This is a genomic window from Bradyrhizobium sp. SZCCHNR1098 (genome assembly GCF_032489375.1).
Classification (GTDB): Bacteria; Pseudomonadota; Alphaproteobacteria; order Rhizobiales; family Xanthobacteraceae; genus Bradyrhizobium.
Map to the genome: position 1 here is coordinate 379,615 of NZ_JAUEXY010000005.1, position 11,673 is coordinate 391,287.

The 11,673-nt window shown below is 66.5% G+C and carries 9 protein-coding genes; 1 reads left to right on the forward strand and 8 read right to left on the reverse strand.

From position 1 onward, the window contains the following. Nucleotides 1–5: 5 nt before the first annotated feature. The 3 genes from QX135_RS14405 to QX135_RS14415 all read right to left on the reverse strand — a co-directional run bounded on the left by QX135_RS14405 (nucleotide 6) and on the right by QX135_RS14415 (nucleotide 3,809). Nucleotides 6–1,619: a glycosyltransferase family 87 protein gene (locus tag QX135_RS14405; protein ID WP_316181063.1), complete on the reverse strand. Its 1,614-nt coding sequence runs from the start codon at nucleotides 1,617–1,619 to the stop codon at nucleotides 6–8. A gap of 130 nt (nucleotides 1,620–1,749) precedes the next feature. After that, a complete protein-coding gene (locus tag QX135_RS14410) occupies nucleotides 1,750–2,424 on the reverse strand; it encodes a helix-turn-helix domain-containing protein (protein WP_315717573.1) in 675 nt (224 codons plus the stop codon). 158 nt (nucleotides 2,425–2,582) lie between these two features. Beyond that, nucleotides 2,583–3,809, reverse strand: a complete 1,227-nt coding sequence (locus QX135_RS14415; protein ID WP_316181061.1) for a glycosyltransferase family 87 protein — start codon at nucleotides 3,807–3,809, stop codon at nucleotides 2,583–2,585. 177 nt (nucleotides 3,810–3,986) lie between these two features. On the opposite strand from QX135_RS14415, the gene QX135_RS14420 reads away from it, so the two are divergent. Further along, nucleotides 3,987–5,192, forward strand: a complete 1,206-nt coding sequence (locus QX135_RS14420; protein WP_316181060.1) for an alpha/beta hydrolase family protein — start codon at nucleotides 3,987–3,989, stop codon at nucleotides 5,190–5,192. Nucleotides 5,193–5,401: 209 nt separating this feature from the next. Here the strand turns inward: QX135_RS14420 and ftsH are convergent, their stop codons facing one another. The 5 genes from ftsH to QX135_RS14445 all read right to left on the reverse strand — a co-directional run bounded on the left by ftsH (nucleotide 5,402) and on the right by QX135_RS14445 (nucleotide 11,435). Then, nucleotides 5,402–7,318, reverse strand: coding sequence for an ATP-dependent zinc metalloprotease FtsH (gene ftsH / locus QX135_RS14425; RefSeq protein ID WP_315777758.1), 1,917 nt, complete (start codon nucleotides 7,316–7,318; stop codon nucleotides 5,402–5,404). Nucleotides 7,319–7,553: 235 nt separating this feature from the next. After that, on the reverse strand, nucleotides 7,554–8,627 hold the full coding sequence (gene tilS, locus QX135_RS14430) for a tRNA lysidine(34) synthetase TilS (protein ID WP_316181059.1): 1,074 nt from the start codon (nucleotides 8,625–8,627) through the stop codon (nucleotides 7,554–7,556). 62 nt (nucleotides 8,628–8,689) lie between these two features. After that, entirely contained in the window at nucleotides 8,690–9,736 is a 1,047-nt protein-coding gene (gene ybgF / locus QX135_RS14435; RefSeq protein WP_316181056.1) for a tol-pal system protein YbgF, read from the reverse strand. Nucleotides 9,737–9,938: 202 nt separating this feature from the next. Next, entirely contained in the window at nucleotides 9,939–10,433 is a 495-nt protein-coding gene (pal, locus tag QX135_RS14440) for a peptidoglycan-associated lipoprotein Pal (RefSeq protein WP_315736319.1), read from the reverse strand. Nucleotides 10,434–10,712: 279 nt separating this feature from the next. Continuing rightward, nucleotides 10,713–11,435: an N-acyl amino acid synthase FeeM domain-containing protein gene (locus QX135_RS14445; protein ID WP_315736318.1), complete on the reverse strand. Its 723-nt coding sequence runs from the start codon at nucleotides 11,433–11,435 to the stop codon at nucleotides 10,713–10,715. Nucleotides 11,436–11,673: the final 238 nt, after the last annotated feature.

Here is an 11,673-nt window from a genome sequence, read left to right on the forward strand (position 1 = left end):
ACGACCTATTGGGTCCTATCGATCGCGCCCAGTCCGGCCGTGGACGGGGGCTTGGCCCGCGCGATCACCGGACAGGCCTCGATGGCAATGCCGGCGGCGCCGGGGATGCGCTCGCAGCCACGCGACGCATCGATCTGGAGATCATAGTCCGCAAGCACCTCGAGCCGCGGCGGGTTGTCGGCCGGGCTCTTGGAGAAATACAGCGCCCACACGCCTCCCGGCAGCGGATTGGCCAGGCCGTTGCGAACCCGGCGGTCCAGCACGCCGCCGGACACAATCGGCACCACGAGCTCGGACAACTGATAGACGCGCGAGCCCTGTGGCAGGAACGACGTGACGTAGCCGAGCGGCTTCTGCAGCAGCAGGAACGTCGCGGAACGCTGCAGGTTCGCCGCGAGCTGCGGCCGGTAGGGATCGGACCATGGCCGCCGCATCCAGTCGGTCGGCTGCGACGCCAGCGCGATGCCGAGCGCGGCCATCACCGTGACGGCCTGCGTCATCCGCCGCGATGGTGACGCGACCGGCCCAGCGTCTGCGCGCCAAGCATCGACCAGGCGGATGAGCAGCAGCACGATCAGCGGCGCCGACAACAGCTCGAGCGGCATCAGATAGCGCTGGATCGAGAAGGCCAGCATCCACAGGACGTAGCTGAGCCAGAAGAAGATCAGGAGGCGCCGGTCGCGCAGCGGCAGCACCTCGCGCCGCAGCCACAGGCCGGTGACGATCAGCGCGATGAGCAGCACGATCACGACGGCGAAACGCGGATCGCGGAACGGCCATTCCGACGAGGGATGCTTGCCGATCACCCAGTAGAACGGATAGGCGAGCGCATCGAGCAGTCCCTGCGGCATGAAGCGCGTATCGACGATCGAGGCCTGCGGCGCTTCGGGCGAGCGGAAGATCGTGTTGTAGAATGGAAACAGCGGGCTGCCGTAGTCGCGCGCCATCTTCAATGCCCACGGCCCCGCGGTCACGATCACGCCGGCCGAACTGCCCGCGCCGAATGCGACGATCGCGCGCCACGGCCGCGCCACCAGCAGCAGCGACACGCCGGCTCCGACCAGAAACGTCGCATTGGTGAGCTTCAGTCCCGTGGCCGCGCCGATCAGCAGGCCAGCGGCGACGAAACGTCGGCCGCGCTCATCGTCCTCCCCGAAGATCAGCGCGATGCCGGCGAGGATCGGAATGGTCGTGAGAATGTCGGCGAAGCTGGTGCCGACCTCGGACAGCGCCATCGGACTGAGGGCGGCGATGATGAGCGCGGCGCTGAGCGTGAACGCGTCAGCCGCGCGCCGGAGCAGCACGCGCGCAACCCAATAGACCAGCGCGAGATTGAGGCCGTGCAGCGCGCCCAGCGCGACGCCCCACCACGGCGCATCGAGCCCGTGGCGGACCGCGTAAGGCAGCAGGTAGATCAGCGGATTGAGGAAGCTCTGAAAGCCGCCAGGCGCGACGTCGATGTCGAAGTGGCCATGCAGCAGCGCGAAGCCGGCATAGTCGTGATAGTTCTGCCAGTCCCAGTTGATGTCCTCGCCGGCGAGATATGCATAGACAGCGCCGGCGGCGGCCGATCCGGCGATGACGAGGCGCGTCGCCAGAGGGTTGCGTGCAATCGACATCGTCTGAGGAGGCACCTGGAGAGGGGCAAGGCGGTGCTCTCGCGGCACGCCAGCCTCACCATCGCCGCGACGGGTGAATCCTTGCTTAAGCGCGGCCTTGCGTCCGAAGGGTAAGGCATGGTGGCGCGGACTACGCGCCGACCAGGCTCCTGACCGGCAGCACGGCCTGCACGACGAGACCGCGCGCACGCGCATCCATGACGCCGACCGCGCGCAGCGCCAGCAGGGTGACCGCCTGAACGGTGTCGCGGAGCTTGGCAGGGTCGTCGGGATTCTCGGTCGCCAGCGGCCCCACCAGCGCCTCGTGCAGCGCGCCGAGCAGCGCGGTCGCGGCCAACTGTGTGTCCTGCGCCGGAAGATGGCCGGCACGGACGGCCGCGTCGATCCGCGAGGCGATCTCGCCGACGATCTCGCGGCGGCTCGCGATCCGTGACGCCGTCACGTCGACGTCGACCGGCTCGGCCAGGATGCCCCAGGCGAGCTTGCGCTGCGACAGGATGTGCACTGCGACCGTGGACACCGCGGCAGCCAGCGCCGAGGATGGACCGGGCGCGGCATCGGCGGCGCGCCGGACGGCGGCGAGCTCATCGCGCGAGACTTCCGCGATCAGCTCCGAGATCAGATCCGCCTTGGAGGGAAAGTAGCGATAGACGGTACCGGCTGCGACATTGGCCCGGATCGCCACCGGGGCGATCTGGACGGCAGACATGCCGCCTTCCGCGGCGGTTTCGCGGGCGGCAGCCAGAATCGCGCTGCGGCGGGCCGCCAGCCGCTTCACGACCTGATGGGTTCGCCGATAGACCATGGCGTTTCTCGTCCCGGACGCGCTCGTCCAGGGCACCCGGCGAACGCTGGTTCAGTGTTTTTGGAGGATCGACCTCACAAATGGCTGGGAAGAACTGAACACTTGTTCACGAAGGAAGACAAGGGAAATCATGACCCTGCCCGGCCCCAACCAGTGTGTCAGGCGCTCGCGAGCGCCGCCGCGGCGGGCGCCGGCTGCCGACGCCACCACGAGCCGGCGCGCGCCAGCACCAGGCCGGCCAGGATCAGATTGGCCGCAAGCCCGAGCGGAATCCCGGACAGCATGAACGTGATCTGAAGCCCCGCGATGCCGCCGAGCGCGGGCAGCTCGTAGCGGCGAAAGCCCTCGGCGAGGCCGATCCGCACCAGCCATGCCACCGCGATGGCCTGAACCATCATGTCGTACATGAACAAATAGGGCGTCGTCAGCAGCAGCCCGACGGCCAGCGCCGCCGCCTTCAGCGCGTAGCGCACCGGGCTGCGCCACAGCGTCACCAGCACGACCGCAACGACTGCGGTCAGCACCCATTGGAAGGTCCAGCCAAGCGCTTCCGAGCCGCCGAAATAGCGCACGAGCGAAAACAGGCTCTGCAGCTTCCACCAGGTCGCCTTGCCCTCGGTCAGGAACGCCTGCGAAAACATCGGCAGCCAATGCAAGAAGGCCTGCCAGCTCTCCGGCCCGAAGGCGAGCCATGACAGCAGCGCCAGAACGATGGCGGTGACGCTCGCAGAGACGAAGGCTGTCCAGCGCTGGGTGGCGATCAGCACGATCGGGAAGAGCAGGCCATATTGCGGCTTGTAGGTCAGGAGCCCAAGACAGATCCCCGCCAGCACCGGCCGCACCGGCAGCAGATAGAGCGTGCCGCCGACAAGCGCCGCGGTGAGGCATCCGTTCTGCCCGACCAGCGCGTTCGAGAACAGGGCCGGAAAGCCGGCAGCGAGCAGCAGGCCGAAGCCGCGGCCGACGATCGCGCGCATCGCGAGCGCATAGGGAACAAAGCTGGCATAGACCCAGCCGACGAAGGCGAGCGTGTAGGGAAACTGCGCCAGGAACGCTGCGACGAACAGGAACGGCGGCGGATAGTGCCAGGCAAAGTAGCCCGGGAAATCCTGCCGCAGCAGGTCGAGCTCCACCTGGCGCTGCACGTCCCAGTCCCAGGCCAGCGCCGGATGTCCCTGCAGCGCCAGCTTGCCGGCCGCCCAGACATTAACGAAATCGGTGGGAATGCCGAGACCCGCCTGGTCCCAGATCCAGGTGCCCGACCACAGCCCGGCCGGGAAGAACGAGGCGTTGATGCAGGCGAGCGCGAAGCAGGCCGCGAACAGGCCGAGCGGAACGTCACGACGCTGCGATGGCATCGCGGCGGCATCAGGATTGTCAGCCATCTGGACCTCGCCCGCGCCTGCATGGGCGCCTCCCGATCGAGACATAGGCGGGGACGCTTGAAGAAGGCTTAAGCGTGGGCGACGGCGCGCGACCGCCGGCGCCGCACCGATTGTTTACGCGCGATCTGTATCGCAGGAGTCCGAATGCAACCAGCGGCGGCAGGCCGGGGAGATCCCATGTTCGTTTATCGCGCCCTCATCGCGCTGCTCGTCTGCACCATTTGGCCGGCCGCAAGCCGCGCCCAGGACAAGGGTCCGGTCCGCGTCTCCTCCGACGTCAGCTATGAGTATCTGGCCCGCTGGGACGTCGCCCGGCTGAACACCATCCTCACCGTCGATACGCCGGAATTCGCCGGCGTCCCGGTGACCTACACCCCGGCCCGCAACGCCGTGCGGCTCTATCGCGTCACCTATGCGTCCGTCGTCCCCGAGCGCGGCAACAAGCCGATCACGGCGAGCGGCCTGCTCGCGGTGCCCGAGACCGGCGAGACCAGCCTGCCGATGGTGTCCTATCAGCACGGCACGGTGTACGGAAAGCAGGAGGTGCCGTCGTTTCCGGAGCAGTCGCCCGAGACGCAGCTGATGATCGCGCAGTTCGCAGGACAAGGCTATCTGCTGATCGGCGCCGACTATTTCGGAATGGGCATCTCGACCGAGCCGGAAGGCTACATGGTGAAGGCCAGCCATCAGCAGGCCACCTACGACATGCTGCGGGCGAGCCGCGCCGTGCTCGACCAGATGAAGCTGACGAGCGCCAGGCTCGACATCGCCGGCTGGTCGCAAGGCGGCTTCGTGACCATGGCCTTTCTCGAGAAGCTCGAATGCGCCGGCGTGCAGGTCGCGGCAGCGGCGACGGCGAGCGCGCCGGTCGATGTGTTCGTCGCGCTGAACGGCTTCCTGAACTTCCCGCGCAAGAACGACGCCGCCTGGGTCAATTCGCTGTTCATCCTGTCGGCGTTCGCGTTCGAGAACTACTATGCGGTGCCGGGGCTGGCGCGCTCGGTGATCAGCGACAGCTATTACGACGTCGCCCGCAAGGCCTATGAGCGCGAGCCCTTCAACGTCGCCGACGTCCCGACCGATCTGCACGAGCTGCTCAAGCCCGACTATTTCGATGCGCAGTATTTCGCGGCGTCGGCCTACGGCCGCCTGGTCGCGCAGACGCAAGCCTATCGCTGGATCATCAAGACGCCGGTGCGCAACTATTACGGCGAGACCGACGAGGCGATCTCGACCGGTCTCGGCCAGCTGGCGATGACCTACCAGCAGGCGATCGGGGCCGGCAACAGCAAGGTCGAGGCGGTGTCGACGGGGCCGACCAGCCATCGCGGCACGTTCGCGACCGCCGTCCCGCAGTGGAAGGCCTGGTTCGACAAGCCGTGATGCGCGGCGCTGGAGGCGGTCCGCGGCGCGGCAACTCGTCAACGAAAGACCTGACAAACAGAACGCGCGCCCACCGCGCGCGAAACGGACTGCCGCCGGCACGACTCCAAACAAACGAAAAGCCCGGCTGTAAGCCGGGCCTGTCGTCTCTCTCGATCTTCCGGATCAGATAGGCTGACCGTCGGAAGTCCGTTGCATATCACCCTGGCTCACGCCTGCGGCTGTGGCTCCAGGCCCGGATCGGGCCGCGGCCGCGGCTTGCCGGCCGGCGGCACGGCCGACGCGCGCGGCGTCGACGGCTCGACCGCCGATTCGCGGTTCGGCTTCTTGCCCTTCAGGAGGTCGTTGATCTCCTCGCCGGTCAGCGTCTCGTATTCGAGCAGCGCCTGGGCGATCGCTTCCCAGTCATCGCGCTTCTCGGTGATGATGCGGCGCGCCTCCTGCTCGCCGGCCTCGATCAGGCCGCGAATTTCGGAGTCGATCAGACGGGCGGTATCGTCGGAGATGTTGGTCGAGCGCGCCACCGAATGACCCAGGAAGACCTCCTGCTCATTGCTCTGGTAGCGCACGCGGCCGAGCTTGTCCGACATGCCCCATTCCATGACCATCGCGCGGGCGAGGTTGGTGGCCTGCTGGATGTCGCCGGTGGCGCCATTGGTCACCTTCTCCGCACCGAACTTCTGCACCTCGGCCTCGCGGCCGCCGAACATCATCGCGAGCTTCGAGACGCACCACTCACGCGTATGCGAGTGACGGTCGGCCTCGGGCAGCGACTGCACCATGCCGAGCGCGCGGCCGCGCGGAATGATGGTGGCCTTGTGGATCGGGTCGTGGCTCGGGACGTTGAGGCCGACGATCGCATGTCCCGCCTCGTGATAGGCGGTCAGCATCTTCTCTTCCTCGGTCATGACCATCGAGCGGCGCTCGGCGCCCATCAGCACCTTGTCCTTGGCCTCCTCGAACTCGGACTGCGTCACCATCCGCTTGTTGCGGCGAGCGGCGGTCAGGGCGGCCTCGTTGACGAGGTTCATCAGGTCGGCGCCGGAGAAGCCGGGCGTGCCGCGGGCGATGGTCTTGAGGTTGACGTCCGGCGCCAGCGGCACCTTGCGGACATGAACCTTGAGGATCTGCTCGCGGCCGATGATGTCCGGGTTCGAGACCACGACCTGGCGGTCGAAGCGGCCAGGACGCATCAGGGCAGGATCGAGCACGTCGGGCCGGTTGGTGGCCGCGATCAGGATCACGCCCTCATTGGCCTCAAAGCCGTCCATCTCGACCAGCAACTGATTGAGGGTCTGCTCGCGCTCGTCATTGCCGCCGCCGAGGCCGGCGCCGCGATGGCGACCGACGGCGTCGATTTCGTCGATGAAGATGATGCAGGGCGCGTTCTTCTTGGCCTGCTCGAACATGTCGCGGACGCGGCTGGCGCCGACGCCGACGAACATCTCGACGAAGTCAGAACCCGAAATGGTGAAGAACGGCACGTTGGCTTCGCCGGCCACCGCACGCGCGATCAGCGTCTTGCCGGTGCCGGGAGGGCCGACCAGCAGCACGCCGCGCGGAATGCGGCCGCCGAGCCGCTGGAATTTGCCGGGATCGCGCAGGAATTCGACGATCTCCTGCAGGTCCTGCTTGGCCTCGTCGACGCCGGCGACGTCCTCGAACGTCACCCGGCCGTGCGCCTCGGTCAGCATCTTGGCGCGCGACTTGCCGAAGCCCATCGCCTTGCCGGCGCCGCCCTGCATCTGCCGGGAGAGGAAGATCCAGACGCCGATCAGCGCGATGAAGGGCAGCCACGACACCAGCAGCGACACGAACCACGGCACGTTGTCGCCGGGCGGCTTGGCCTGGATGTTGACCTTGGCGTCGTACAGGCGCTTCACGAGGTTCGGATCGCTCGGCGCGTAGGTCTGGAACGACGAGCCGTTCTTGAAGGTGCCGTGAATCTCCGGCCCCTGGATCACGACGTCGCGCACATTGCCCTGATCGACCTCGGTCAACAACTGCGAGAAGTTGATGTCGGTCGACGACGCGCGTTGCCCCGGGTTCTGGAAGAGTGTGAACAGCGCCAACAGCAACAGGACAATAATGACCCAAAGGGCGAAATTGCGCAGATTGGCGTTCATCGATTTTCCTTCGTGGTCGCGCGGATCGCGGCCGTTCGTCCTCGGACTCATCCCTGGGTAGCCACGAGGGAATCCCCCGGTCGACCGTCTCGTAATCTAGGTACCACTCGCGGCAATGCCAAGGGAACTAGAAAGGACTATTTATCGCATCCTAGCCCGATTCCCGCTCAAAAAATGGCGCGGGAAACCGCTGCCAGGGCCGGTGGTTAAGGGTCCGCGAAAGCGACGAGCCGCTTCAAGTCGCGCCCGACCGCCGCGGCGGCGCGGGCGTGATGCGGATCGCGCCTCGCGTCATGCTTACCAGTGCACCAGCCAGGGTCTGTTTTAGCCTGCCCGGAGCAGACGTACCACCATCTGAGTTCCCCGCAAGAGTCCGGTCTAGTCGCGCCAGCAGCGCCTCGGCCTTGCCGAGTTCCACGGGACCTTCAGTGCCAATGCGATTGATGGCGCGCATCAGCAGCCTCAGTTTGATTTCTGCCGGGAGTGCGACAAAGGCGCGCGCCTCGAAGGTCTCGCCGTGATCCGCCTGTCCGGGCCCGGTGCCGGCCGCTCGCAATGCGAGATAGCGTTCGGCGCCATCCGCCATCAATTCGATCGCGGCATTGGCCCGTCCGAGCCGGTCGGCCAGCGTCGCCAGCGTCCGGGCATCACCGCCCTCGGCGGCCAGAGCCGGCATCAGAGCGCGCAGCCGCGGCCGGGTGAAGGCGGGATCTTGATTGGTCGGATCATCTGCGAAGGGGATCCCGGCCGAGCGCAGCGTCGCCACCAGCCTGGCCTTGGCAACGTCGAGCAGAGGCCGCGCCAGCAACAGCCCTTCCCGCTCGCTGAGCGGTGCCATCGCCGCGAGCCCCGCAATGCCGCTGCCACGCAAGAGCCGCATCAGCACGGTCTCGGCCTGGTCGTCACGGGTGTGGGCGGTGACGACGTGTCCGGCGCCCGCCTGCCGCGCCGCGCGCGCCAGCAGGCGGTATCTTGCCAGGCGCGCCGCTTCGGGAATCCCGGTGTCCGGCTTCTCATCGTTCCAGCGCAAGGTCCGATGTGGAATTGCGAGCCGCCGCGCGGTCTCCTTCACCATGCGGGCTTCACGGGCGGAGTCGCGCCGCAGAGCATGGTCGACCGTCACAGCCACAAGGCGCGGCCCCTGCGCAAGCCCCGCGCGCCACCGCGCCGCGAGCCACATCAGAGCCATCGAATCCGGACCGCCCGATACGGCGAGCACCAGCACGGGCGCCGCCGAAAGCGGCGCGAACAGGCGCTCCGCTTCGGCGGCGGAGATCGCAAGATCATCTTCGGAACCGGCCTTCGACATGGCGCCGCAGCCTACCCGCCCCGTCGGTCGTAAGCGAGAGGCCTACCCTCGCCCGGGGACGTTCAGCACTTCACCCGCTTCTGCTCGCGATCGACCGTCGCCTTCACGCCCGCCGACGCGCGCGGATATTTGCGCGTCACTTCGCCGAACGCGGCGCAGGCCGCCTCCTTCTCCTTCAGCGCGGCCAGCGACTGGCCGAGCCGGAGCAGCGCATCCGCCGCCTTGCCCGACTTCTCGTATTTCGTCGTCACGGCGAGGAAGACCTCGGCGGCATCGCGATATTGCTGACGCTGGTAGAAGCTCTCGCCGAGCCAATATTGCGCGTCGCCGACCATCGGATCGTTCGGATATTTCTGGGTGAAGTTGCGCATCGTCTGCTCGGCCAGCGCGTAGTCGCGGCGCTGCATGTAGCCGATGCCGAGGTCGTATTCGTCGCGCGGCGTCTGCCGCGGCGGCGCGGTCTCCAGTCCACCTGCGCCCGGAGCGGCGGCCGGCGGCGCACCCTGGGGATAGCGACCGCCCGTGTTGGCGAGAGTCGTGGGATCGCCGGCGGGACGGCCGGCGGGCTGGCCGCCACCCGGCTGGATCGGCAACTGGCCGCCGCCGAGCGCTTGCGGGGCGCCGGGAGCCGTCGGATTCTGGCTCGGATCGAACGCATCGCCGCGGCGGCCCCGGCCAGGGGCCGCGGGCTCCTGGACGATTTGCACCGGCGCGCCGGCCTGCGGCTGCGCATAGCCCGGCTGCTGCTGGGGAGAGGCCTGTTGCGGCTGGCCGTACTGCTGCTGGCCATATTGCTGCTGCCCGTAGGCGGGCTGTGGAGGCTGGCCGTAGGCGGGATTGGCCTGCGCCGGCGCGGCCGCGCTCGGCTGCGCCGCGGGGGCGCCGCCGGGCGCTGCGCTCTGCAGTTGCCGCAGCCGCTCCTCGAGCTGGCGATTGCGATATTGCAGCTCCTCGTTCTGACCGGTCAGTTGCCGGAGCTGGTTTTCGAGCCGCTGAATCCGGATCTCGGGATCATCGTCGGTCTGGGCGAGCGCCCGCGACGAAAATGCCTGGCACGAGAAAACGACGAGCGCTGCGAGGATCGCGGCGGCGCTCCGTGGAAGAAACATGAATGACATGCTGCCCTGACGACCGGATCGGCGAGACATTGAAAACAAGCCTGTGAGCGAGGCTGTAAAGCAGAAATGCGATAGAGACAAATGACGTTCAAGCGAAGACAAGACCAAGCTTGGACAAGACCCGCCGATCACAAACAATGAAGCCGGCGTCGATGGGCGACGCCGGCTTCATCAGCAACGGATTCGTTCAGCTTTATGAACTGGCGTTCAGGACCGTCACCGCACGACGGTTCTGCGACCAGCACGAGATATCGTTACAAACCGCCACCGGCCGCTCCTTGCCGTAGGAGATCGTGCGCATGCGGCCCTGGTCGATGCCGCGCGACACCAGGAAGTTGCGGACCGACTGCGCGCGCCGCGCGCCCAGCGCGATGTTGTACTCGCGGGTGCCGCGCTCGTCGGCATGGCCCTCGATCGTGAAGGAGTAGCGCGGATAGCTCTGCAGCCACTGCGCCTGCTTCTCCAAGGTCGCGATCGCCTGCGGCGTGAGATCGGTCTGATCGCTCTCAAAGAAGACGCGATCGCCGACATTCACGACGAAGTCCTGCTGGCTGCCTGGAGTCGCAGCGCTGGCCATCGCCCCGTCGGCCCCGGTGAGATTCTTGTTGGCGCAGGCGCCCATCGACAGCGCCACGGCCAGCACGGCGGCCAACTTCAATCCCTGGAGGATACGCATCTGATATTTCATTCCCGGAGCCTCCACGCTCACGTTCTTAGACTGCCATCCGGTCTACAGGGCGATGGTTAAGCGAACGTTCCGTCAACCTTGATGGGGTCTTGCCGAACCCCGTCAAATGCTAACGAAACCCGAAAAGCGACCGCGATGGTTAATGGGTTGTAAATGTGGCGCCAGGGTGAAGGCAAGCGGCGCGACGCCTGCAGCAGGGCGCTTTTTCGCTGAATTTTGCATCAAGGCCACGGTGTGAACCGGCCAGACGGCCGAACTGGCCCCGATATCGGCCGATGATCAGCCGGCCTTCGCGACCGCCTGAATCCTGAACGAATCAGTGAAGGCGTCCGGCGCGGGACGATCGAACAGCATCCGCCGTTCGAACGCGCTCGAGCGCATGAACGGAAAGCGCTGGAACACGCGATCGCGGATCGAAGGGTAATGCGCCGCCACCAGGCCGACCGGCTTGGTGAGGCCGGAGTAGAGCCGCGGCTCACCCCATGGTTCCTGCAGGAACACCTTCTTGTAGAAGGCGCGATGCTCGGGGCGGACGTTGGCGAGACCGATGTCCGCATTGAAGTGGGCGCAGGCGACGTAGCCGAGCCGGACCGTCACATAGGGAAGCGCCGGAAACAGCCGCGCCTTCTCATGGTCGGCAACGAACCGTGTCGGGTCGATGATGACCTTCCCGCGATCAAGTTCGGGATGCAGCAAGTCGGCGAACATGTCCGAGGACAACGATCGGCGCCATTGCGAGTTCACCACGCTGATGCGGATCGAGCTGTAGAGCTCGCCATTGACGTAGACGCCGAAGATGAAGCTGTTGGGAAGATCGTCATATTCGTCGGTGACGCGTTCGCTGGGCGACGGCAGGATGGCGCCTTCACGCAGATAGGCGCGGTAGCGCAGCCGATAGATCTCGTCCTTGTCCTCAACAGTCAGCGCCAGTCGATAGTCCACGTTCTCCAGCACATCCGACTTCTGTTCAGCAACGGCACTTACTCTAGCCGCCGACTTCATCCGCAACCCCTTCTCACACAACTCCTACGAGCAGTATGAGCTTAACAGCGGGTTAATGCCGACGCAAAGCTTTCGGCGGTACAAAGTTAACGGCTCGCAGAATCCCGGAGGCGCAACCGTGACTTACGGGATTGGACGCTGCACCGGACGGATTGCTTCGGATCACTTGCGTGTCAAATCGAAACGGATTCGCTTGGTAGACGCGTGCAATGTTTCCGAATGGTGCGACGTGGGGTTG

Excerpts from the sequence above, each read along its gene's own strand:
- QX135_RS14405 (WP_316181063.1), bottom strand. The coding sequence starts at position 1,619 with ATGTCGATTGCACGCAACCCTCTGGCGACGCGCCTCGTCATCGCCGGA.
- QX135_RS14410 (WP_315717573.1), bottom strand. The coding sequence starts at position 2,424 with ATGGTCTATCGGCGAACCCATCAGGTCGTGAAGCGGCTGGCGGCCCGC.
- QX135_RS14415 (WP_316181061.1), bottom strand. The coding sequence starts at position 3,809 with ATGGCTGACAATCCTGATGCCGCCGCGATGCCATCGCAGCGTCGTGAC.
- QX135_RS14420 (WP_316181060.1), top strand. The coding sequence starts at position 3,987 with ATGTTCGTTTATCGCGCCCTCATCGCGCTGCTCGTCTGCACCATTTGG.
- ftsH (WP_315777758.1), bottom strand. The coding sequence starts at position 7,318 with ATGAACGCCAATCTGCGCAATTTCGCCCTTTGGGTCATTATTGTCCTG.
- tilS (WP_316181059.1), bottom strand. The coding sequence starts at position 8,627 with ATGTCGAAGGCCGGTTCCGAAGATGATCTTGCGATCTCCGCCGCCGAA.
- ybgF (WP_316181056.1), bottom strand. The coding sequence starts at position 9,736 with ATGTTTCTTCCACGGAGCGCCGCCGCGATCCTCGCAGCGCTCGTCGTT.
- pal (WP_315736319.1), bottom strand. The coding sequence starts at position 10,433 with ATGAAATATCAGATGCGTATCCTCCAGGGATTGAAGTTGGCCGCCGTG.
- QX135_RS14445 (WP_315736318.1), bottom strand. The coding sequence starts at position 11,435 with ATGAAGTCGGCGGCTAGAGTAAGTGCCGTTGCTGAACAGAAGTCGGAT.